General features: G+C 61.8%; 19 protein-coding genes and 2 pseudogenes. 8 read left to right on the top strand and 13 right to left on the bottom strand.

Annotated features, from left to right (window positions below; translation table 11 throughout):
* The first annotated feature begins 42 nt into the window (after positions 1–42).
* Both ACMGE0_RS29960 and ACMGE0_RS29955 read left to right on the top strand, forming a co-directional pair.
* Positions 43–288: a hypothetical protein gene (locus ACMGE0_RS29960; RefSeq protein WP_436819539.1), complete on the top strand. Its 246-nt coding sequence runs from the start codon at positions 43–45 to the stop codon at positions 286–288.
* A 46-nt stretch (positions 289–334) separates the two neighbouring features.
* Positions 335–676: pseudogene (locus ACMGE0_RS29955) on the top strand (hypothetical protein).
* A 117-nt stretch (positions 677–793) separates the two neighbouring features.
* Here ACMGE0_RS29955 and ACMGE0_RS29950 read toward each other — a convergent pair.
* The 12 genes and pseudogenes from ACMGE0_RS29950 to ACMGE0_RS29895 all read right to left on the bottom strand — a co-directional run bounded on the left by ACMGE0_RS29950 (position 794) and on the right by ACMGE0_RS29895 (position 13,522).
* Entirely contained in the window at positions 794–1,438 is a 645-nt protein-coding gene (locus tag ACMGE0_RS29950) for a CPBP family intramembrane glutamic endopeptidase (protein WP_436819538.1), read from the bottom strand.
* A gap of 159 nt (positions 1,439–1,597) precedes the next feature.
* The gene (locus ACMGE0_RS29945; RefSeq protein ID WP_436819537.1) at positions 1,598–2,872 is read right to left on the bottom strand and encodes a sensor histidine kinase; all 1,275 of its coding nucleotides are present in this window, start codon (positions 2,870–2,872) and stop codon (positions 1,598–1,600) included.
* Positions 2,873–2,927: 55 nt separating this feature from the next.
* Positions 2,928–3,590: pseudogene (locus ACMGE0_RS29940) on the bottom strand (response regulator); the annotation flags it as partial.
* A 236-nt stretch (positions 3,591–3,826) separates the two neighbouring features.
* The gene (locus tag ACMGE0_RS29935; protein ID WP_436819536.1) at positions 3,827–5,026 is read right to left on the bottom strand and encodes a Gfo/Idh/MocA family protein; all 1,200 of its coding nucleotides are present in this window, start codon (positions 5,024–5,026) and stop codon (positions 3,827–3,829) included.
* 104 nt (positions 5,027–5,130) lie between these two features.
* A complete protein-coding gene (locus tag ACMGE0_RS29930) occupies positions 5,131–5,853 on the bottom strand; it encodes an alpha/beta fold hydrolase (RefSeq protein WP_436819535.1) in 723 nt (240 codons plus the stop codon).
* Positions 5,854–5,999: 146 nt separating this feature from the next.
* Positions 6,000–7,010 carry an aldo/keto reductase gene (locus ACMGE0_RS29925; protein WP_436819534.1) on the bottom strand — a complete coding sequence of 337 codons (1,011 nt, stop codon included), beginning with the start codon at positions 7,008–7,010 and terminating at the stop codon, positions 6,000–6,002.
* Positions 7,011–7,083: 73 nt separating this feature from the next.
* A complete protein-coding gene (locus ACMGE0_RS29920; protein ID WP_436819533.1) occupies positions 7,084–8,187 on the bottom strand; it encodes a Gfo/Idh/MocA family protein in 1,104 nt (367 codons plus the stop codon).
* A gap of 137 nt (positions 8,188–8,324) precedes the next feature.
* Positions 8,325–9,284, bottom strand: coding sequence for a LysR family transcriptional regulator (locus tag ACMGE0_RS29915; protein ID WP_436819532.1), 960 nt, complete (start codon positions 9,282–9,284; stop codon positions 8,325–8,327).
* A gap of 75 nt (positions 9,285–9,359) precedes the next feature.
* Positions 9,360–10,199, bottom strand: coding sequence for a zinc-binding dehydrogenase (locus tag ACMGE0_RS29910; RefSeq protein ID WP_436819531.1), 840 nt, complete (start codon positions 10,197–10,199; stop codon positions 9,360–9,362).
* 85 nt (positions 10,200–10,284) lie between these two features.
* Positions 10,285–11,196 (bottom strand): pirin family protein, encoded by a 912-nt coding sequence (locus ACMGE0_RS29905; protein ID WP_436819530.1) that lies wholly within the window; start codon positions 11,194–11,196, stop codon positions 10,285–10,287.
* 461 nt (positions 11,197–11,657) lie between these two features.
* Positions 11,658–12,422: a 3-oxoacyl-ACP reductase family protein gene (locus ACMGE0_RS29900; protein ID WP_436819529.1), complete on the bottom strand. Its 765-nt coding sequence runs from the start codon at positions 12,420–12,422 to the stop codon at positions 11,658–11,660.
* Between the two features lie 170 nt (positions 12,423–12,592).
* Complete coding sequence (locus ACMGE0_RS29895) at positions 12,593–13,522, bottom strand: LysR family transcriptional regulator (RefSeq protein WP_436819528.1); 930 nt, start codon at positions 13,520–13,522, stop codon at positions 12,593–12,595.
* A gap of 130 nt (positions 13,523–13,652) precedes the next feature.
* Between ACMGE0_RS29895 and ACMGE0_RS29890 the strand changes: the two genes are divergently transcribed.
* From ACMGE0_RS29890 to ACMGE0_RS29875, 4 genes are all read left to right on the top strand, one after another.
* Positions 13,653–14,309 carry an NADPH-dependent F420 reductase gene (locus tag ACMGE0_RS29890; RefSeq protein ID WP_436819546.1) on the top strand — a complete coding sequence of 219 codons (657 nt, stop codon included), beginning with the start codon at positions 13,653–13,655 and terminating at the stop codon, positions 14,307–14,309.
* Positions 14,310–14,375: 66 nt separating this feature from the next.
* Positions 14,376–15,329 carry a zinc-binding dehydrogenase gene (locus ACMGE0_RS29885; protein WP_436819527.1) on the top strand — a complete coding sequence of 318 codons (954 nt, stop codon included), beginning with the start codon at positions 14,376–14,378 and terminating at the stop codon, positions 15,327–15,329.
* Between the two features lie 95 nt (positions 15,330–15,424).
* Positions 15,425–16,162 (top strand): SDR family NAD(P)-dependent oxidoreductase, encoded by a 738-nt coding sequence (locus ACMGE0_RS29880; RefSeq protein WP_093002189.1) that lies wholly within the window; start codon positions 15,425–15,427, stop codon positions 16,160–16,162.
* Positions 16,163–16,652: 490 nt separating this feature from the next.
* Complete coding sequence (locus ACMGE0_RS29875) at positions 16,653–18,311, top strand: MFS transporter (RefSeq protein ID WP_436819526.1); 1,659 nt, start codon at positions 16,653–16,655, stop codon at positions 18,309–18,311.
* A gap of 13 nt (positions 18,312–18,324) precedes the next feature.
* Here ACMGE0_RS29875 and ACMGE0_RS29870 read toward each other — a convergent pair whose 3' ends face one another.
* The gene (locus ACMGE0_RS29870) at positions 18,325–19,224 is read right to left on the bottom strand and encodes a LysR family transcriptional regulator (RefSeq protein ID WP_436819525.1); all 900 of its coding nucleotides are present in this window, start codon (positions 19,222–19,224) and stop codon (positions 18,325–18,327) included.
* A 120-nt stretch (positions 19,225–19,344) separates the two neighbouring features.
* On the opposite strand from ACMGE0_RS29870, the gene ACMGE0_RS29865 reads away from it, so the two are divergent.
* Together ACMGE0_RS29865 and ACMGE0_RS29860 are read left to right on the top strand one after the other, a co-directional pair.
* Positions 19,345–20,523: an NAD(P)-dependent alcohol dehydrogenase gene (locus tag ACMGE0_RS29865; RefSeq protein WP_436819524.1), complete on the top strand. Its 1,179-nt coding sequence runs from the start codon at positions 19,345–19,347 to the stop codon at positions 20,521–20,523.
* A 43-nt stretch (positions 20,524–20,566) separates the two neighbouring features.
* Positions 20,567–21,646 carry an MBL fold metallo-hydrolase gene (locus ACMGE0_RS29860; protein ID WP_436819523.1) on the top strand — a complete coding sequence of 360 codons (1,080 nt, stop codon included), beginning with the start codon at positions 20,567–20,569 and terminating at the stop codon, positions 21,644–21,646.
* Positions 21,647–21,759: the final 113 nt, after the last annotated feature.

The following is a 21,759-nucleotide window of genomic DNA, read 5'->3' as shown; positions in this document are numbered from 1 at the left end:
CGCGGCAGTTCGGCAGCACTTCGGAAGAAGAAAGACCGGCGGGTGGATATCGAAAGAGACAAGAGTGAACGACAGCAGCTGGCACTCTCTGCACAGAACTTCGCATTGAAAACTGTTGTTCGCGCTCTGGTCGATCACGCCCGTGCGTCGGATCCGGAAATCACAGATCGCCTTGAAGCGGCAATCGACGCCCGCCATGCAAGGCTTGAGCGCCTCTCCGACACCGACCGCGAGTTTACCGAAAGAGCGAGAAGCTACCTGTCGCTTCTCACCACTCCACCAGATTAGGCGCAGTGGCTGCACATGCAAAACTACCAAAATTCACGGAGTTAGTATGACAAAAAGCTGCCCTGTTCTTACGCCGGCTGAAACAAAAACCGTCGATGTCATCAAACGTGCGGACACGGCGCTGGCTGCTGCGGTCTCTCTGGCTTTGGAAGAGGCGGTCAAACAGGCTACCGAAGACATGCGAGCAATAGATCAGGAAGACGCCACGCCGGTGCTGGAATATTTTGCAGGCGTCGTTCATCAGTGAATGTATTGCCTGATGTGCGGTGCAGATCCGGACACTTTTGAAGGAGGCGAACCGGATATTGCCTACCACGTCATCCGAAACAGTCAGAACATCGCCAGACATTATTGGTCCGCGGACATGGAGCCCTACCCACCCAAGTAGTAAGGGCTGCCTTATGGCAACAGGCGCAGGCTGTTCCGGGCGCGACGATTTCCTCGCCCTGTTTCACTCCCTAGGCTCACGACACGTTTCAGCAGATCGGACTGCGTTTATTGCGATTTACGGCGTAGGTGCGAAGCCGAACGCCGACGCGATGCTGTTAGCCCCGTTGTAGACGCAGTGGAGAACGACGCTGGGCCAAACCGATCCCGTCGCCCGGAAAAGGACGGCGGATAGAAGACCCACCATGATCGCGACGGGCAGGATCACGCTGACGCCGTGCGCGAGACCGAATATAATTAAGCTGAGTACGACGCCGGCAAACGCACCGTAGCGGTTGAGCGCATTCGCAATCACGCCCCGGAACAGGATTTCCTCGCCGAAGGGCGTAAAAACGGCGCCGCCTAGGAAGGACAGGAGAAAGGGCAGCGGGCCGCCACGCGCGGCTGCATGCAGGATGCTTTGAGGATCATTGCTTCCGAACAACGTCAGATATGTAAACTGTATGATCAGGTTGAGACCATAGCCGACTATCCCCGCTCCGGCGGCAATGATGAGCCACCGGCGATCGGCCGGCCGGAACCCGAACGGACGCAGAGCCCGTATCCGCAGGCTATATGCGGCCGCGAAAGCGCCGACGCCGACGCAACCACCTGCCGTTGAGCCGACCACTCCCAGGACAACAGGATCGTTGCTGGGCAGCAGTCCCATCAGCAGGCCGAACCCGACAAGAAGCACTGCGTAAGCGACGAGACCGATCAGCATCTCTGGCTAGCAAGGCCGTTCCCATCGATCATCTGTGATCACTATCAATCTCCACTGCGGGCAAAGCGCGAGACAGCGAAATGGAGGCAGGAGGCCCACGCTCGCTCCGCCGGTGCAGATGCACAGAGGAACATTGCGCCAACATTGGCTCGCGCTCGGCTACGACACCGCAGGAAACTCCAATCGTACAATCGCGCCGCCGCTACGAGCATCCGCAATCGTGATGCAGCCGCCATGATGATCCACGATCTGTTTTACCAAGTTGAGACCCAGGCCAGCACCGGAAGAGCGCGGCCGCAGCCGGTGAAAGGGCTCCAGCACCCGCTCGTGTTCCTCTCCCGGTATACCGAGACCGTTATCCTCCACTTCCACAGAGGGGCCGTTGACCCGCACGATCACCTCGTCGCCGCCATGCTCGACGGCATTCTGGATGAGATTTGTGAGCGCGCGTTCTATCGAACCGGTATTGCCCATGATCATTCCGGGCTGTTGAACGATCACCTCGATTGCCTTGCCCGATGCGATCAGCACCGGCGCCAGATCGGCAGCGACACTGCGGGCGATCGCAACAAGGTCGATCCGGTCGCTCGGCGCGCCATTGTCCAACCGATGAAGATCGAGCAGTTGCTCGGACAGCGTCGCAAGCCGTGATACGTCCGGCAAGAGCGACCGCAGGCCCTTGTCGGTCGCGGCGTCGATCTTCATTCTCAAAATAGCGATCGGCGTGCGCAGCTCGTGCGCGGCCGACGCGATGAAGCGGTGCTGACGATCATAACTTTCATCGAGACGGTCGAAAGCTCTATTGACAGCGCGGACGAGCGGGCCGATCTCGCGTGGAACCTTGTCTTCCGAAAGGCGGATGCCGCGACGCCCGGCGTCGATCCGCTCTGCTTCCTCCGCAGTCTTTATGACACCGGCCAAGGCGCGGGTGATGATCATGGGCGTCGCGACGACGGAGACGAGAGCCAGGGTGAGGAAAATGGTAGCGGCTACGATATTGGATGCAATGGTGATGAGCGCCGTGAAGGGCTGGACCCGACCATGCGCAATGATCTTCATATCGCCTGCGGGGCCGGATTCCTGCCGAACCAGGGCGGAAAGGGTAAATGGCTCGAACTGCCCCCGCATGTCTGCCGAAGACAGTTTGTCGAGGTGGGGAACGAGGGGAGCGTACTCCGCCGGCACATGGCCGAAGGCAACCACATTGCCGTCGCCAAGCCGGGCCGCGAACCAGAGATCCGGCGATTCCTCGCGAAGTTTCGCCAGCTCTGGCGTCACTTCCACTATTGGGGTACCGGCTGCATCTCGGACGATCGAGTTTGCCGCGACTTTTACGACGGCCTCCTCGACATACATCCCATCAAGAGCCGAATTGACGAAAAAGATGATGAATCCGATGGCGGCGGCCGCGACCGTCAGAAACTGGAGGATCAACTGCCTGGTAACGAGGCGCGACTTCAATGATGGCTGACGGCGCTTCAATCCTTACCCTGAGCAAATAACCCACCCCTCTGACCGTATGAATCTCGACGCCGGCGCCAGCATCGCTGAATTTTCGACGCAGGCGTGAGATATGGGAATCGAGTGTGTTCGACTGGATAGCGTCGTCGAAGCCGTAGACTGCTTCCTCAAGGGACTCGCGCAGGACAACGCGCCCGCGGCGCCGAATCAACGCAGTGAGCACTGCAACTTCACGCCTTTGCAGTACCAACTGCGTTCCGTGAACCCGTGCTTCGCCAAAGGCCATGTCGAATACGAGGTCACCGACGACGATCTCGTCTGGTGCAAGTTCGTTCGGGCGGCGCTGCACGGCCCGGATGCGAGCAAGCATTTCCTCCAGGTCGAAAGGCTTCACCAGGTAATCGTCGGCGCCATCATCAAGCCCGGCTACGCGGTCGCTCAGTTCCCCGCGAGCGCTCAACACAATGATAGGCACGCCCGGATTGTCTACCCGCAGCTGTGGAATAAGGCTGAGGCCGTCGCCGTCAGGCAGCGTGCGATCAAGCAAAACGAGCTCGTGCACCTGCGACCGGGATGCTTCTCTCGCAAGCGAAATGCTAGTCACCCAGTCGGCCACGAAGCGATCACGTTCGAGGGCGCCGCGCATTGCTTTGGCGAACTCCACCTCGTCTTCGACCAGAAGTATCCTCATGCTAGTGCTCCCGCAACGTGGGAAGGTGCGCCTTAATCCGCGAAGAGCACCTCTTGCCACCGAGTTGTAGCTTTCTAATACCGATACGCCGCATTTTCCCTGATTTGCCCAGATTTGACACGTATCTGGGGGCTCCGACGGAAAGCTGAGATGACGATCTTCGCCGCAGCCGCGTTATCGACTGAACTTTTTCGTGCATGAGGTGCACGGGTATGGTCAGGAAACTCCCCGGGTTTTCAGAGATTGGAATTGACTAGGTCGGGATGGGACAGATGCTGGCGATGACCTGTTTCAGCGGCCTGTGTGATCGCCTCGAGCACCCGGTGACGATCGAGCGCTACCGCGAAGCCCGGCACATCGGCGGTTCCATCGCGGAGGTCGGCGGCGAACTGGGCGTAGAGGCGGGCGACACCAGCCGCGGGTGCGTCGAGTTGCAGGTCGGGAGCCGCATATGCGGGCGGGACCTGTAGCCGCTGGACAGGCTCGCTGCCGCGGCGCAAAGTGATGGTCACATCGCCGAAGTGGATGTAGCCCGATGCCGTCTCGACGCGCAGACTGCCTTCGGTGCCTTGGATCTCCCACACCATCGCCGAGCCGGCGGACTGCCCGGCACTGTAGTGCAGCGAAGTGACGATCCCGCCTTCGAGAACGCCGGCGACGACGATCTCGTCCGGCGCGTCCTTCGGGAGGGACGTGCCATCCGAGAGGCGGACACCGTCGCCTCGCTGATTGGCGACGACGGCGGACAGGCTCTCAAATGCGCCGAGTACGTGCGCGAGCGGTTGGAGCGCGTGGCCGAGCATGATGCTTAGAAGCGTGGCGCCATTCTCTGCGCGAGCCATGTACTCGAACGGCGGGTCATATCGGCCGAGCCACATGGCGTCGGTCAAATGCGCTCGGATGCTCGTACTGAGCGGCATGCCGATCACGCCCTGCCGGACGAGGTCGCGAAGGTAGCGGATCGGCGGGTGCAGGCCGCCCTGCAACCCAACAGCCGTCCGCAGCCGCCGTTCGCGGGCAAACCCCTCCAGCGCTTCCGCTTCCGATAGGTTTCGCGCGAGCGGCCATTCGCAATAGACCATCTTGCCCGCGGCGAGCGCGTCGGAAACGATCTGCTTGTGCTCCGGCACCTTAACCGCAACCACCACCAAGTCGACCTCCGGTCGCAGGACCAGCGCCTGGTGTGTGTCAAAGGCAAGATCGGCGCCCAGTCGGCTAGCGGTCGCTTTCGCACTCTCCATACGAGTCGTGCTGACAGCGCGGATCTGGAACGCATCGAGCGCCCGCAGCGCCGGGACGTGAGCAATTCCGCCCCAGCCTCGATCAGCACTGGCGCCGACGATGCCGACGCCGATCCGGGTGTTTGCTGAATTTGTCATGTAGGCGTGCTCCTGTCTGGTGCAACCCGGGCAATGCTCGCCGCGCTGCTTCACCATGGTTTCGTTTCCGGACAAATGCTGGGCGCATAGCGGGTGACCAATCATTGCCGTTCGCGTTGCGGCTGCGTGGGTTTGAGCCCAAGTAACGCAAACGCAGGGAATTAAACGTGAGTCCAATGGGCCTCGAGTTCGCGCGCGACATCGGCCGGACGCTCTATCATCGGCCAATGTGAGCTGCGCAGCTTCACGACGGCGCGTGCGCGTGTGGCATTGCCGAGCTCGTCGGCGAAGCGGTGCGGCAAAAACGGATCGTCCATGCCCCAGATCACCAGCGCTGGCGCGGTCATGCTGCTCAAACCCGGCTTCCACTCCGCGCCGACCTCGATTGCGGAACGGTAAAGTGCGAGAATGCTTGCCCGCATAGTGGCATCGAGATGCCGAACCGATTCATCCGCCGCATCTCGCGGCATCTGCGCCTCGACGAGCTTCGCCGCAAATTCCTCGAGGTCGAGGTCCTTCATCCATTGCTCGCCTTCACCTGGCGTCTGCCAGATCTTGGCGAGATAGTGCCATGGGTATTCTGGATCGATGGGCCCGCTGATTCCGGTCCAGGTTCGCACCAGATCGGGGCGGATCGACGCGAGGCGCCCTGTCAGCAGGCAGCCCCAGTCATGGCCGACCAGGTCCACGGGTTCGCCGATCTGCTCGACCTGCTTGATCAACGAGTCGAGATACTCCTCCTTGGTCGAGGCGAAACCTGATGGCAGCGGCGTGCCAAAGCCCGGGAGATCGAGTGCGACGATATCGGTGCGCGCCAGATGTGAGCGGACGGGATCCCAGAGGCGATGAGTGTCAGGAACACCGTGAACGAGGACTGCCGGCATGAATATCTCCTTGTTGAGCGTTGCGCCTTGTTGAACGTTGTTAGGAAGCTAATCGCCTCGATCGCGTTGCAGTAGCTGGCAGACATGAAACATGGGGTTGCTGTTTGAGGAACCCAGGCGAACGACAGCCATGTAACCCGCAAGGATCACGAGCCGCGACTGTTCGGCGCATTCAGAAGCCAGCCCGGATACTCGACCGGCAGGCGGCTGACGGAATCGAGACGCGCCATGTCGTCCGGCTCAAGCTGGACCTCTGTGGCCTGAACATTCTCCCGCAGCTGCTCGACCCGTTTGGCGCCGATGATGACGGTCGACACCACCGGCTGTTTGAGGAGCCACGCGATCGCCACCTGCGCGGGACTGCGATCATGCTTGCGGGCAACGTCCCTGAGGACGCGGATCAGCGGCTCACCCCGGACGCGGTCGATCGGCGGGAAGTCGAGTTCGGTCTGCCGTGCACCTTCGGGGTTTCCGCCGTCGGCGTACTTTCCGGTCAGATAGCCTCCGGCGAGCGGGCTCCATACCATCAGGCCCACCTGCTCGGAGGCGAGGAGCGGCACGATCTCGCGCTCCACGTCCCGGCCGACGAGCGTGTAATAAGCCTGCAGCGAGGTGATCGGCCCCAGATTTCGCGCGCGCGCAATGCCGATCGCCTTCATGATCTGCCAGGCGGCCCAGTTTGACAGCCCGATGTAGCGAACATCGCCTGCACGAACGAGGGTGTCGAGCGCCTCCAGCGTTTCCTCCATCGGGGTCGCCGGGTCGAAGGCATGAATCTGGTAGAGATCGATATGGTCGATCCCCAATCGGCGCAGACTGGCGCGGCACTCGCTCAGGATGTGAAGCCGAGACGCACCGCCTCGGTTCGGTCCATCGCCCATGGACGACGCCACCTTCGTCGCGACAACCACATCGTCCCGCGCCACGCCCAAACTTTTGAGCGATCGGCCCAGGATCTCCTCGCTCCGGCCATGCGCATAGATGTTGGCCGTATCGAAGAGGTTGACGCCCGCATCCAGCGCGGCGCCGATCAGCGCATCCGCATCGTCCTGCCCCAGTTTTCCGACCTGTCCCCACAGACCGTCCGATCCCCCGAAGGTCATCGCACCGAAGCAGAGCTCGGACACGAACAGTCCGCTGCTGCCAAGCTTGCGCATCCGCGTACCACATCTCCTTGTCTTGACGGCCCGGCGCGTAGAACGTGACGCCGGGTCCCGTTTGAAAATCAGGTCAGCCGAGATCGCGCTGCCGCTCGCCCGTCCGGGCCGCGCGCTCCACCGCAGCAACCAGGCGGCTGTTGCGAAGCGCGTGATCGAACCCCGGCGTCTTGTAAGTGCCCGCGATCAGGTCACGCGCGAGCGAGGCGTAGACTTCCCCGACGTTGATCGCGGCGCCTGCCCAAAAATCCGCGGCGGTCGGACCCACGCCTGTCGCGATCGGCGTGTCGGGTGGTGTGAACGCGACGGTCGCCGTGAGCCTGAGATCGCCGACCTGTGCACCGGCGAGGTGATTGCCGGTCAGGGTCAGCCGTCCCTCGGTTCCACGAATTTCGAAAGTGAAGTGCGCGTCTTCGGCCGGAACGCCGGCGAGCACCTGGGCCGATACCGGCGCTCCGCTCGAGGTCTTGGCGATCAGGTCAAGATGATCCGGGATCTCGCGGGCCGAGATATCCCCGGTATCGACGACCTCGATCTCCGGCCAGAGTAGCGTGACGCGGGCGTCGACCTCGGTGATGTCACCCAGAACAGCTTCGATCACATCGAGAACATGGGCGCTCGTGATCGTCATGAAACTCGCGCCCGACGCGGCCTTGTTGAAATAGTCGTAGTTGCTCGTCGTCTGGGGCCCGTAGCCGAACGTCGTCGCGTCGATGCGGGCCGACAGCAGACGTCCAAGCTTGCCGGAAGCGACCAGTTCCGCGGCGCGGCGCACAGCCGGATTGTGGCGGCCCTGCAATCCGATCGCGGTATGAAGCGACTTGGACGCGGCCGCCATCGCCTCGGTTTCCGCTAAGGTCGCTCCGAGCGGTGACTCTGAATAGACCGCCTTACCCGCTTTCAGCGCCGCCATTACCAGGTCATGGTGCGCCGGAACCTTCACCGCGACGGTTACGACGTCGATGCTTTCGTCCCGAATGAGCTCATAGGGATCCGCGTACCAGCGTTCGGCTCCGAACGCCTCGGCCGCAGCCCTCGCGCTATCTTCCCGGCGTGTCGCCACGCCTGCCAGCACCAGCGATGGCTGCGCCGCAAGCGCGGGGACGTGTGATGCGCCAGCCCAGCTCGCCTGCGTATCTGCACCGATGATCCCGACACGAAACTTCCTGTCCGTCATGATTATGCTCCAGCATTGATATTCGAGCGCTCATTGGCGCTGTCGCCGGGCATTTAAACTGGCGGAATCGATATCTTGAAATCGATATCTGATATGCACCATCATCCATCGCGTGGATGGTTCGCTGTGGGGCCGCCTCAGTAATATTGCTGTCGGAGGTCGGCGCAGACCTGTTCGGAACCTTGCCACACTTGCGGGAAGGCGCCGGAAAGGCAGCTGCGGAGCCAGCGCTGCGCCGGATGCGCGTCGTTGCGGCGATGCCAATTCAGGACGAACGGCACGGGGTTCAGTCGCAGCGGAAAGTCCCGCACCGTGAGTCGCTCCGAACAGCCCGATTGCCTGACGACGCTCTCCAGAACGGTTGCGACCATGTCGGAAGCCGCGACCAGTTCCGGCGCGCTCGCCATATGCTGAACCGTGACTGCGACGCGGCGCTTCAGGCCCTTGGTGGCGAGCGCGGCGTCGGCCACGTCCAGCCCTTCGTTTTCCGGCGAGACGAGGATGTGGGGCAGCGACAGGAACCGTTCCATGTCGAGCGGCTGGTTCGCCGCAGGATGATCCCTGCGCAGGATGCACACGAAGCGTTCCTGAAACAAACGGGCACTCAGGATTCGGCCGGTCTCGACCGGCGGAAGTCCGACTGCCATGTCAACCTCGCCGGCGTCCAGCATGCGCGTAGCCTCGTCCCGGCTGGCATAGTCGCGAACTCGAAGGTCAACCGACGGCGCACGGTCGGCGAGAATCCGGATCAGAGGCGGAAGAACCACGCTTTCGGTATGCCCCGAGAGCCCCAGCGAGAACGTCATCGCCGCAGCAGACGGATCGAACTCTTGCGTGAATTCCAGCGTTTGCTGAATGTTGCGCAGTGCCAGCGAGATCGGCTCCGCCAACTCCAGCGCGCGTGGTGTGGGCTGGAGGCCGTTGGGTCCCCTGACGAACAATTCGTCCCGCAACAATGCCCGCAAACGATTGAGCGCGGCGCTCATCGCCGGTTGCGTGCGTCCGATACGCTGGCCGGCACGCGTGACGTTCCGCTCGGCGATCAACGCGTCGAGCGCCACGAGCAAGTTCAGGTCGATGCCGTGTAAATCCATCATGTGGATGTATAACCGAACGTGCTATCAGCGACAAGCATGGGGCTGCCTATCAGACGGTCAGGACAGGAAGGCCCGTCAGCGCCGGTTCTCCATGTCGGCGTGCGCTGTACCGATCTGGTCGAAGCGATAGCGGACGACTTCGAGATCGCTGAAAAGATCTGCCCGGACCGCGTCCCAGAGCTGTTCCGTAGCGACCGCGACGGTTCCGCCATGCACATACTGCGGGGTTCCGCCGGCACGGATCTGGATGCCGCGCGACGCCATCTGCTCGGTCGCTGCCGTAGGCTGCCCCGACGCAGCGCCGATCGCCGCGATCACGCCGCCATCGCGCACGGCGGCACCGCCCACCGGAAAGGTCGCTTTCCCGACAAAATCATAGACCACATCGACACCGGCCTGCGCGATCGCGCGGATCTTGGTGGACAGCTCCGGGTCGCTTGCAAGAAACGCGTGGGTTGCGCCCGCCTCGACTTTGGCGAGCTTCTCAGGCGACCCAGCCACGCCGATTACCGTCGCGCCGAGCGCACGCGCCCAACGCGAAAGAATTGAACCGACACTGCCCGATGCGCCGAGCACGAGGATGACGTCGCCGGCGGTGAGCCGGTGCAGCGCATACAGCCCCATCCACGCGGTCAGGCCCTTCGCTAGGAACGTTGCCCCGACCTCGTTGGAGATGTCATAGGGCAGCCGGACCAGATTCTCTGCGGGTTTCAGTGACGCTGTGGCGTAGGCTCCCTCGACGAAGAAATAGGCGGCGCGGTCGCCCCGTTCGAACCCCGTCACGCCCGGTCCGACAGCGTCGATCACACCCGCCGCCTCGAAGCCCAGCGTGGCGGGCAGGCGCATCTGGAAGAGCCTGGTGCGCACCATCACGTCGACATAGTTGATGCCGATCGCATCCTGGACCAGTCGCACCTGACCCGCCCCGGGTGATCCGACGTCCGTCTCGACAATCTTGAGAACGGCGGGCGTGCCGATCGACTACTTTTCGACTCTTCTGCTAACCCTTTTCCTTGGAGGGTGCCGCACGACAATCGCGGCGCGACGAAACGTTCCTACGCAGGGGCGACCGGCCGCATCGTGCCGGCATGAGGGAACTTGCCCTGACGGTAGCGGCATAGTAGCCGGCGAGCTCACTCGCCGATCCCGCAATGAACGGCCCTTGCGCTACCACCTCGATGCTCTGTGGCTGCCCGGCGTAAAGCAGCACCCGCGCGCCGCGATCACGTGCGCGCATCGTGAGCGAGCTCGTGCCATCGCCCACCGGCGTGGTGCCCACCGAGCCTGTGGTCAGCTGCTCGCTGGTGACGCCAGCCTCCACCTCGCCATCGATCAAGACGACGAAGGCGTTGTAGGAGGCGGGCAATTGCGGCGCGAAGGCGGCTCCTGCTTCCATATGAACGTCGATCAAGGTGACAGGCACCGCGTTCAAGGTCGGCGCTGCCGCATCCTCCAGCTGGCCGCTGTAGACTATCGCCGTGACCCCCGGCTCAGCGTGCACCGGCATATCGGCACGGCGCAGGACCTGCACCCGGGGGCGCATGTTGCGCTGCGCTTCCGGCAGGATCAGCCAGAGCTGGAACAGACGCATCCCCGTCGAGACCACCGCATTCTCCGAGTGGACGATGCCGCTGCCCGCAGTCATCCACTCCACATCGCCTTCCTCCAGCCGGCCTCCGGTATCCTCCATCGTGCCTTTGAGCATGAAGGTCACTGTTTCGAGGCCGGCATGGGGATGTGCACCGCCGAAACGTCCCTCCAGTGTGATGTTGTCGTCGGCCATCAGGAAGAACGGATCGGTCGAGGCAAGGTCGCCGGGCGCGATCACCAATGCGGCCTTGTGCCGCTCGCCGTCGAAGCCCGGGCCGAGTGGAGGTATGCTTGTGACGCGGTCAATCGATCTCTGCAGCATAATTCTGGTCCTTCTCGTAACTTGGAACCGAGTTCGCCGCGATCGGCGCCACCTCGGCATCATCGCCAATCATCTCGGATCGGACCGGCCTCAATCAAGATAGGGGTTCGAGAACCCAGTGTTGCGCAACGAGGAACCCAAAGATGCGTGAAGAAATGCAACCGATCGGCTAGGGGGATGGACTGAGTTCAGAGTCCTGAGATGATCGAAACGTATTGCTACAGGTCGCCGAAGGAAGGCCGGCCTGATTCTGTGCTCGCGCTTTGGAGAGCCGTGTAATATTTATCTGCCAATTGTTGACCGCGGATCGACCCTCTCCACTTACTGCCTCTTGAGCTCGAGGATGACCATCGCGCCAGTAAGGGTCGCCGAAGCCGTATAAAGGATTGCGCCAGTCGAGCCGAAGCCCTCGAAATCCATGGGGGCGTCGAAGCGAATTTTGGATTTCGCTCCGGCATATTTCAGGATGTGAAACCACCATCAGCCCGGATGTCGGCACCCGTTACAAATGAAGCCTCTGGACTTGCAAGGAATGCGACAACGCTCGCAATTTCCTGAGGCTTTCCATAGCGGCCCACCGCGATACGCGAGATTTGCATAGCGGCAAACTCGCCATCAACAGGATTCATATCAGTGTCGGTTGGGCCCGGATGCACTGTGTTGACTGTGATGCCGCGTGGCCCGAGGTCATGAGCCAGGCTTCGGTTGAAGCCGGCGACAGCGCCCTTGGTGAGACCATACGCTGACAGGCCAGGTACCCCGGCATATTTCGTGATTGAACTGCCGATCTGTATGATCCGGCCGCCATCCTTCATATGACGTACGGCTTCCTGCGTAGCAACGAAAACGCCTGTTACGTTGACCGCGAGCATTGCCTGGTAGTCATCGAATGCGATTTCGTCGATCGGACCGGCGAAGGCGATCCCTGCATTATTTACAAGAATGTCGAGGCCTCCGAACCTATCGACCGTCTCGGCAACGGCGGCTCGTATTGCATCCGGATTAGCGGCATCAGCTGCAATAGCCAGTGCGCGCCCCCCCGCTTTCTCAATGGCGAGGGAGACTTCCTCAGCCTTCGCGGGTGATTCGCGATAGGTGAAAGCGACCTGAGCGCCGTCGGCCGCTAAACGATGGACGATTGATGCCCCAATCGACCGTGAACCACCGGTAACGAGTGCGATCCTGCCACTTAATGGCAAGGTTCGCGAAAAGGATTCCTCAGTCATAATTCACTCCGTCGAGTCCATGTATTTGGTGGAGTGATATTTGCGCAGCCCCTTCCTAAACCACTTGTGGAGAGTCGCTTGGATCACATTCAAGCGTCTTTTGAATATTGAGTAATTGATGCGGTTCCGGAGACAGCTTTTTATCCGCGGGTGGCAAAGACGTATGGGCGCTACGTGAGACTTCCGGCAAATCGAACACTCAGGCGCTCGCGACGAAAATACTCAGTGTAGAAATCGATGAATGCGCGCGTCTTTAACGGTTGAAGCACGCGGCCTGAATAGTACAGCGATATAGACCCGGCATCGGCATACCACTTCGGAAGGACTCGTTCGAGCGCTCCACTTTCCATTTGCGGAAGGACGTCGGGTACCGCCAACAGTGCGATGCCTAACCCCGCGATCGCCGCCTGCGCCATGGCCGCCGCGTCGCTCATCACGACCGTCTCGTTGAGCAGCGCACGCTCTTCGCGCCCTTGGGCGTCACGCATCATCCATTGCCGTATCCGGCCCGAATTCGAGGACCGCATCAAGATTCCGGCATGATTGGCCATATCAGCAGGGCTGATTGGCCGGCGACGTCCAGCAAAATAGGCGGGCGATGCGACCGCGATGACGTGGACCGGTGCGAGCGTCGTGGAAACGATGCCCGGATTGAGCTCAAAACCACCGCCGATCGCGGCGTCAAAGCCCTCGGCAATAAGATCGACCTTGCGGCTGTCAAAATGCCAGTCAGGCCTGATGCCTGGATAACGAGCCAGAAAGTCGGGCAATGCGGGAAGAACGTATCCCATGGCGAACGACAAACTCGTACTGATCTTCAGAACGCCGACAGGCTCACGATTCGTATGTGATGCCCCTTCGATAGCCCCCTGAAGGTGGTTTAGGCTTTCGCCAATGCCTGCCAGAAACGACTCCCCTGCCTCGGTCAGGGTCAGCTTCCGCGTTGAGCGGTGAAACAGCCGTATACCGAGGTTCCTTTCCAGCATTGCGACATTCCGGCTGACTGCGGCCGGTGTGATCGAGAGACGCCGTGCAGCCCCAGAAAAGCTGCTCGCTTCTGCACTTCGAACGAAGGCTTCAAGGTTTGCCAGTGTCTCCATGGGAATAACCTTCAAACGTTGATTGAAACTAAAACAATTCATTTATGACTTATGCTGCGTGTATTTGCCAGCCATATTCCAGCCAACAGCAGCACCGGTTTTCTGCAACGCCAACCGCATCAGGCCCAGGATGCGGCGGGAAAACCGACCGTCGCAGACAAAATTCTCACGAACCGTAAAGGAGTGGGTCATGACCGTAGGAATTATCGGAGCCGGCAATATAGGCGGTGCATTTGCCACTGCGCTCGCCAAGGCGGGAATCGAAGCCGTGATCGCAAACAGCCGAGGACCGGAAAGCCTCACGATGCTTGTTTCGAAGCTAGGCAGCACGGTCCGAGCTGGAAGCCTGCAAGAGGCCGCGGCGCAAGACATCGTTCTCGTGGCGGTCCCGTGGTCAAAGATACCTGGTGCGCTCGCCGGTTTGAACTTCGACGGCAAGATCGTAATTGATGCCAACAACTCTATCGAAGCGCCGCTTTACCGGCCGGCGGACCTTGGCGGCCGCACCTCTACGGATATCTTTACCGCCCTCGTGCCAGGCGCGCGCGTCGTCAAAGCGTTCAACCACCTGACACCAAAGCAACTGTCGGGCGACCCCCGCTCTGAAGGAGGCAGGCGCGTCCTGTTTTACTCGGGCAACGATATGAGGGCGAAGGCTGAGGTCGCCGCCATCATTGATCGCCTCGGCTTCTTCGGGATCGATCTCGGCGGCCTCGCGGTCGGCAGCCAGCTGGTTCAGTTCCCCGGCGGCCCGCTGCCCGCTCTCAACCTCGTCAAGTTCGATTGAACATCGCTGCGCTCCTTCCTCTGCAATCGGAACGCCGCGCGCCATCTGGAACACGGAGACAAGATCATGACAAGATTCGTTCAAATGCAGTCGGCCGGCGGACCGTCGGTCTTACAAGTCATCGAGAAAGACCTGCGCGCGCCTCGTGCCGGCGAGGTCAGACTCATTCAAGATGCGATCGGCCTCAACTTCGTCGATACGATGGTACGAAAAGGTCAGTATCCGATGGCGTTGCCGGCGGTCCCAGGTTTTGAAGCGGCCGGGACGATCACCGAGGTCGGATCCGGCGTCGAGGGGCTGTCGGTCGGCGACCGGGTCGCTTACTTCTTTTCGGAAGGCGCGTATGCCACCGAGAGGATCATTCCGACCGGGCCGCTCATCCGGCTGCCCGCCGATATCTCGAACGAGATCGCGGCGACCTTTTTGGCAAAGGGTGCGACGGCCTGGATGGGGATGCGTGGTCTCCACGATCTCAAACCCACCGACACGGTGCTGGTACTTGGGGCATCGGGAAGCGTGGGTGCTATCCTGTCTCGCTGGGCGAAGTCGCTGGGCGCAACCGTGATTGGCGTCGCCGGATCGCCGGATAAGCTCGACAAGGTCGCGGCCGGTGCTACTCACGCCTTCCACGCTGGCGAGCCAGATATCGCCGCCAAGATCCGTGCGATCGCACCTGACGGTGTCGACGTCGTTTATGATCTGGTCGGCCTGGCGACCTTCTCGTTGGGTGTGTCAAGCGTCCGCGATGGTGGTGTAATTGCCGCGATCGGAGCCGCGACGGGTCAGTCAGCGCCGGCCTCTGATGTTGTGCGACGAGGCATCGATGTCCGCAGCGGCGGTGCCCCGCAATACGTCCGGGGACCGACAGTCGAGATCGCGACCTCTCAGCTATGGGATGCGCTGCGCTCAGGCATCTTCAGTGATCTCGAAACCGCACGCTATCCGTTCGACGAGATAGCCCGCGCGCATGACGACATGGACAACCGCCGCTTGAGCGGTCTCCCGGTCCTGATCGCGTAATCCGAAAATAATCGTACGGCGGCAGGCCGCACGGACGCCCGCCGCAAGGCGGCCGGGCGAACATTTCCCCTGTCGATAAAGAAAGGAATAAATCGATGAGTGAACTAGCAGGTAAACGTGCGCTTGTGACTGGTGCGTCTCGCGGCATCGGAGCCGCGATCGCAATCGCACTGGCCGAAAAAGGCGCCGACGTAGCGATCACGTATGAACGCGCCGCTGATCGGGCAGCGCAAGTTGTCGCAACGATCGAAGGCAAAGGGCGCAAAGCGTTGGCTATCCAGGCTGACAGCATGGACCCCAATGCGGTCAAGCGGTCGGTTGATGAGGCGGCGCAGGCGTTGGGCGGCCTCGACATCTTGGTGAACAATGCGGCTATCGCGATCTACAAGGATGTGGCGGATTTCACCGTCGCCGAGATCGACGCCCTCTTCGCCGTCAACGCTCGCTCCCCGATCCTGGCATCGCAGGCCGCGATGCCGTATCTCGGCCAAGGCGGCCGTATCGTCACAATCGGTTCCGCAGGCGCAGAACGCATTGTCGGACCATCGACGGTTTATTCGATGACTAAATCGGCACTCCAATCATTTACCCGCGGTCTGGCGCGAGAACTTGGCCCGCGTGACATTACCGTCAACCTCATTCAGCCGGGATCAACCAACACGGAAATGAACCCGGCCGAGGGCGAGTTCGGAGATTTCCAGCGTGCTCTGATTCCGCTCGGCCGGTACGGCGAGCCGGAGGATGTCGCGGCTGCAGTGGCATTCCTCGCATCTGGTGCGGCCCGGCAAATCACCGGAACCATCCTGACAGTTGATGGCGGCACGCTGACCTAAACACACGCCAGCGGGCCCGTGACTTTTAACATAGGAGAGTGGGAGCAAACTAGATACTACCCCTACTAGCTCTCCACTCTCATTTCACTTTGCACCATCATCAAATAGCGTGTTCGAACGGCGTCTAGGTCGCGGGTCTTTTAGGAGCGGACCGGCTCGTCGCGCGGGGCATCGCGCCACAGCGGCGGTTCTGACCTACGCAAAATAGACACCGCTGGCTCTTCTTCGACTGGGTTGTCGGTCGATTTGGGCTTCAACCGTACTGGGATCGTGGACTGGAAAGCGTCCGCGATGACCATGGATGATGCATGCCTGCCGCCGGCAAAAAGCTCATATCCGGCTAACATGTCTGCGCCCGCCGACGCTGTGGGTGTCAACGGTATTGCCTTCGGTAGCGCAATCGTCAGTGGCGTTTCTTTGTTTCAGCTTCCTCATATCCTAGCCTCGTTCGGGGTCAAATCCTTTCGATGAACTACGTGATTGCAGACTCATGACCCAGTTTCGCGACTTCCTAGATGATAAACCCCATGACTTTCCGGAGCATCAGCGGCCTGCTGTCGCCGGTTCGCCCGCAACCCCCTCGCACGATCCGGCGACCAGGCTCGCCCACATCCTGGTCGCGGTGCTGGTGGGAACGACGGCGGGCCTCGGCAGCGCGCTGGTGAGCGTCAACACTGCTCAACTGCAACAGGTTCTGAGCTTGAGTGTCGAACAGGCGGCGTGGCTGACGACCAGCCATGTCATGACCGCCGTTTCGGCCAATCTGCTGCTGATCAAGATTCGCCAGCAATATGGCCTGCGCCACTTCGCCCTGACTTCGCTCGGCCTCTACGCTGCACTCGCGCTCGCTCATCTGCTAGTTTCAGACCACGACACCGTATTGTTGCTGCGCGCCGCCAGCGGGTTCGTCTCCGTCGCGCTCATCCCACTTTGCCTCTTCCATATGATGCAGGCCTTTCCCGAGAGATGGCGTTTCCGAGGACTGGTGCTCGGCATCGGCGTGACGCAGTGCGCAGTTCCGTTGGCACGGCTCCTCTCGCCATCATTGCTCGCCAGCCAGGGATGGCGTTCGCTTTTCCTGCTCGAAGCCGGTCTGGCCCTGCTGTCGCTCGCCGCCGTGGGGCTGCTGCGTCTGCCGCCGGCCGAGCGGGCTCGGGTTTTCCGGCCGATCGACCTGCTGACCTTCGTGCTGATGGGCGGCGGGCTGGCGTTGGTCGCGGCCATGCTGGGGCTCGGCCGCTGGGAAGGATGGCTCCAGGCGCCGTGGATAATTGTCTCGCTTATCGTCGCCATCGGCGCCTTGCTGACGGCTGGCGCGATCGAAATCCGTCGCACGACGCCGCTGCTCAATCTGCGTTGGCTTGGGCGCGGCGACGTCGCGCGGTTCGCCGTGGCCGTTTTCCTGGCGCGGATCGTTTTGGCCGAACAGGATGTCGCGATGGTGGCGGTGCGGTCGCTTGGCGGCACATCGCGTGAACTCTTCACGCTTTCGGCCGTCATGTTGACCGCTGCCGCCTGCGGCGTCCTCGCCAGCGCCCTCTCGATCAACGTCGAGAAGCTTGCGCGGCCGATGATGCTGGCCATCGGGGTCGTGGCGATCGCGGCCTTTGGTGAGAGCACCTCCGCGAATCCGCATGATCTGTGGCGCTTCTATGTGTCGCAGGCGGGGATCGCGTTCGCGGGGACGTTCTTCCTGGGGCCAGCGCTGCTGCTCGGCATCACCAACGCACTCCAGTATGGCAGCAGGGAATTGATCAGCTTCATCGTGCTGTTCGGCGTCGTCAACGCACTCGGCGCGCTTGCTGGACCTGCTCTGCTGGGAAGCTACATGGACGGGCGCGTGGCAGCTGGCGCCGCTCCGCTCACGGCGCAATCGGATACGCTCCGTCTCGCGGCCGTACTGGCGGCGCTCACGACGGCATATCTGGCGGTTATCCTCGCTTTACGCATCCGGCGGAAGATGGCGGAACTGCGGATTCAGCGCAGCGCCAACACAGTCGATCAACCCGCGGCCGCGGGCGGCCCCCATGGTGCATCGAGTGATGGCGGCTGGCAGCCGCCGCGCCCCGGCCGAGGTGTTGCTGCCGCACTGGCCGCGATGTTGATTGGTGGTGCCATGCTGGTTCTGGTGGCCTGGAGATTGCCATGACCCGGCGAGTGACTCAGATTTCCCGGTCGAACTTCTCGTAAAGGAAATCCACCAATGCCCGCACACGCGCGATACCGGCGCGCGCGGGCGGCATGAAGATCTGCAGATCACCCCCTTCGTGCGGAAAATCGGGCAGGACCGCTTCGAGTTCGCCTTGCTCCAAAAGGCCTTCGACCATGAACCGCGGAACAAGTACAACCCCCAGACCTGCACGCGCAGCGGCCAGGAGCATCTGCCCGTTATCGGTGCAGAACCGAGAATTCATGCGCACGTGCTCCCAGCCTTCGCGGCCCTGAAAGCGCCAACGGCCGGGATCCAGCGCGTAGAGAATGGTGTCGTGCGCCGCCAGGTCAGCGGGGACCGCAGGGCGCCCGCGCGCATCGAGATAGGCCGGGCTGGCTACCACTACCCAGCGAACCTTGGCAAACTTGCGGGTGATGAGAATCGAGTCCGGAACGGCGCCGGGCCAGATCGCAAGGTCATACGCCTCGGCGATCATATCCACCTGACGATCGGTAAAGCGAACATCGAACTGGATAAGCGGATAAAGTAGCGCGAATTCCGCCAGCAGCGGCGCCAGCAGAAACTGGCCGAACGCAGCCGGAACCTGGATTCGCAGTTGGCCAGAAATCTCGCTGGTCGACTTGCTGACGACCTCCTGCGCCGATTCTAGTTGCAATAGGCCTGCGGCCGCATGCGCATGATACTCGCGACCAATATCCGTCAACCTCGTGCCCCTCGGGGTGCGGGTCAGCAACTGAGCACCAAGAACAGCCTCGAGGCGGCTGACGCGTCGGCTCACGATAGATTTGACGATACCTAGGCGCGCGGCAGCATTTGCAATGCTTCCGGTTTCCACCACTCGGATGAATGCGATCACGTCCAACAAGTCAACGGGCCCGGGTTCCGGCATCAGCAACTCCACGTTTCTGCCTTGGCGGCTACTGCAACACTACAGGATCGGTATTCTCGAGGAAAGGGCAGCGGAAACAACATCCGCCTCTCTTGCAATCGAACTCCCTGGAGGCCGCCGATGACAAGCTCGCGAAACTCTGAAGCAGCGAACATTCCCCGCGATCCGCATGGGCAGAGCACGATCACGCGTGCTCGCGCAGCCGTGGTCGAGCGAAAGGATGCACCCTTCGTGATGCAGGATGTGACACTTGAAGCGCCCCGGCCAGACGAGGTGCTCGTCCGCATGGTCGCAACGGGGATCTGCGCGACCGATGCCCATGTCCGGCAACAGCTGATGCCGACGCCACTGCCGGCTATCCTCGGCCACGAGGGCGCGGGCATCGTCGTGCGTACCGGAGTATCGGTCGTCCACATCAAGCCTGGCGACCACGTCGTACTCTCCTACCACTCCTGCGGACAGTGCAAGCCCTGCCTCTCGTCTCACGCCGCGTATTGCGAGAAAGTGTGGGAGGCTAACTTTGCGGGTGCGAGGTTGGATGGCTCCATCGGTGTCGAGCGGAACGGGGCGGACGACCTGCACGCCCATTTCTTCGGCCAATCGTCTTTCGCATCCTATGCGCTTGCGCATCAGCGCAACACCATCAAGGTGCCCAGCGACATTCCGCTGGACATCCTGGGGCCGCTCGGCTGCGGCTTCCAGACCGGCGCCGGTGCAATCCTGAAGGCGATGAAGGTTCCGGTCGGCGCCACGGTCGCCGTCTTCGGCGTCGGCGCGGTCGGCCTTGCCGCGATCATGGCCGCCAAGGTCGCTGACGCGGCGACGGTCATTGCCATCGACGTGAATGCGGAACGCCTGGAGCTCGCCAGGGAGCTTGGCGCGACCCACGCCGTCAACGCGGTCGGCCAGGCGGACGTATCCGCCGCGATCCGGCAAATCGAGCCGAGGGGCGTCGAGTTCGTCCTAGACACCAGCGGGCGCGCCGCCAATCTCGATGCGGGGGTTGGTACCCTCGCGCCGATGGGGCATTTCGGCTTCGTCGCCTTCAACGCCCATTCGGGCGCGATGGTGGACGCATCGCGTCTGACAGTCGGGCAGACGCTCCAGGGTATCATTCAAGGCGATGCCGTGTCGGCGCTGATGATCCCCGAACTGATCGGCCTCTACCGCACGGGCCGGTTCCCGTTCGACCGCCTGATCACCTTCTACGACTTCGCGGACATCAACCAGGCGTTCGAAGACGTCGCCGCCGGTCGCGTCATCAAGGCGGTCCTCCGGTTCGACGCCACGGACGCCTGAGCGTCCCGCGCGACTCCCAATTCATCAGCAAAGGAAGCGGATCATGTGCAACAACCATCAGAAAGCCATCAATGCCAGCGATACGCCGGCGTTCTTCGCGATCGACAATTACGGCTTTCCCGAGGCGGGTGAACATCCGGCCGATCCCCCGAACTACTATCCATCCTATTTCACCAGCGAGCGCTTCCAGAAGCTGGGCTACCATGTCGAGGAGTTGCGCGGCGGCTTCTACTGGGTCACCAGCGGCGGCTATGACGCGGCGTTCGTGGTGACGGACGACGGCGTGATCGCGATCGACGCCCCGCCGACGATCGGCGAGAACATGCTCGCAGCGATCGAGGATGTCACCGACAAGCCCGTGACACATGTCATCTACAGCCACTGGCACACCGATCACATCGGCGCCGCCTCCGTGTTCGGGCCGAACGTCGAGATCGTCGCTCACCAGATCACCAAGGAACTGCTCGAGCGCTTTCCTGATCCGAACCGTCCGATCCCGACCCTAACCTTCGACAAGGAACACACGCTGACGGTCGGCGGCGTGACGCTGGAGCTGTCGTACAAGGGCGAGAACCACTGCCCCGGCAACATCTTCATCTACGCGCCGGCGCAGAAGGTGCTGACCGTCATCGACATCATCAGCCCCGGCAGCGCCACCTTCATGCACTGCGACGCTTCGCAGAATATAACCGGCTGGTATCAGGCCCAGGAACAGCTCCTCGAGTTCGACTTCGACTTCCTCGTCGCCGGCCACCACATGAAGTACGGCACGCCCGAGACGGTCAAGGCGTCGATTGAGTATTTCGCCGACGTCCTTGATGGCGCGCAGGCGGCCGTCGATCGATTCTCGAGGTCGGATGCCCTGATCAGCATCTTGGACGGCGCCGGCTGGGACAAAGTGTTCGTCGGCACCGAGAACTGGATCAACTCGATGGCGAACTACGCCACCAAATATGTACTCGAGAAGCGCAGCAGCAACGGCCAGCTCTGGTCGGAACGGCTCGCCGGCGTGACCACACAGACAAAGTATCACGCCTACACGGTGCTCGAATCGATCCGGCTTGAACGCCCGCGTCCCAACTATCGCCTGCGCGGCGAAAACGCTCCGCCGTTCCTGACCTGATCCCCGACGCCCTCTGCGACCGCTGAAGCAAGGTCGCAGCGGGCGCAAGCACGAGCAGTAGCGCTCTAGCAACACCAGTCCATTCACGGCGGTGGAGGGACGGTCATGTCATG

The sequence above is a fragment of the Neorhizobium descurainiae genome (assembly GCF_051400715.1).
Lineage (GTDB): Bacteria > Pseudomonadota > Alphaproteobacteria > Rhizobiales > Rhizobiaceae > Neorhizobium.
Note: the sequence above shows the minus strand (reverse complement) of the source record. Positions and strands in the feature narration are given on the sequence as shown.

Excerpts from the sequence above, each read along its gene's own strand:
- ACMGE0_RS29950 (WP_436819538.1), bottom strand. The coding sequence starts at position 1,438 with ATGCTGATCGGTCTCGTCGCTTACGCAGTGCTTCTTGTCGGGTTCGGC.
- ACMGE0_RS29935 (WP_436819536.1), bottom strand. The coding sequence starts at position 5,026 with ATGGTGAAGCAGCGCGGCGAGCATTGCCCGGGTTGCACCAGACAGGAG.
- ACMGE0_RS29930 (WP_436819535.1), bottom strand. The coding sequence starts at position 5,853 with ATGCCGGCAGTCCTCGTTCACGGTGTTCCTGACACTCATCGCCTCTGG.
- ACMGE0_RS29925 (WP_436819534.1), bottom strand. The coding sequence starts at position 7,010 with ATGCGCAAGCTTGGCAGCAGCGGACTGTTCGTGTCCGAGCTCTGCTTC.
- ACMGE0_RS29920 (WP_436819533.1), bottom strand. The coding sequence starts at position 8,187 with ATGACGGACAGGAAGTTTCGTGTCGGGATCATCGGTGCAGATACGCAG.
- ACMGE0_RS29915 (WP_436819532.1), bottom strand. The coding sequence starts at position 9,284 with ATGATGGATTTACACGGCATCGACCTGAACTTGCTCGTGGCGCTCGAC.
- ACMGE0_RS29905 (WP_436819530.1), bottom strand. The coding sequence starts at position 11,196 with ATGCTGCAGAGATCGATTGACCGCGTCACAAGCATACCTCCACTCGGC.
- ACMGE0_RS29900 (WP_436819529.1), bottom strand. The coding sequence starts at position 12,422 with ATGACTGAGGAATCCTTTTCGCGAACCTTGCCATTAAGTGGCAGGATC.
- ACMGE0_RS29895 (WP_436819528.1), bottom strand. The coding sequence starts at position 13,522 with ATGGAGACACTGGCAAACCTTGAAGCCTTCGTTCGAAGTGCAGAAGCG.
- ACMGE0_RS29890 (WP_436819546.1), top strand. The coding sequence starts at position 13,653 with ATGCGGCGGGAAAACCGACCGTCGCAGACAAAATTCTCACGAACCGTA.
- ACMGE0_RS29885 (WP_436819527.1), top strand. The coding sequence starts at position 14,376 with ATGACAAGATTCGTTCAAATGCAGTCGGCCGGCGGACCGTCGGTCTTA.
- ACMGE0_RS29880 (WP_093002189.1), top strand. The coding sequence starts at position 15,425 with ATGAGTGAACTAGCAGGTAAACGTGCGCTTGTGACTGGTGCGTCTCGC.
- ACMGE0_RS29875 (WP_436819526.1), top strand. The coding sequence starts at position 16,653 with ATGACCCAGTTTCGCGACTTCCTAGATGATAAACCCCATGACTTTCCG.
- ACMGE0_RS29870 (WP_436819525.1), bottom strand. The coding sequence starts at position 19,224 with ATGCCGGAACCCGGGCCCGTTGACTTGTTGGACGTGATCGCATTCATC.
- ACMGE0_RS29865 (WP_436819524.1), top strand. The coding sequence starts at position 19,345 with ATGACAAGCTCGCGAAACTCTGAAGCAGCGAACATTCCCCGCGATCCG.
- ACMGE0_RS29860 (WP_436819523.1), top strand. The coding sequence starts at position 20,567 with ATGTGCAACAACCATCAGAAAGCCATCAATGCCAGCGATACGCCGGCG.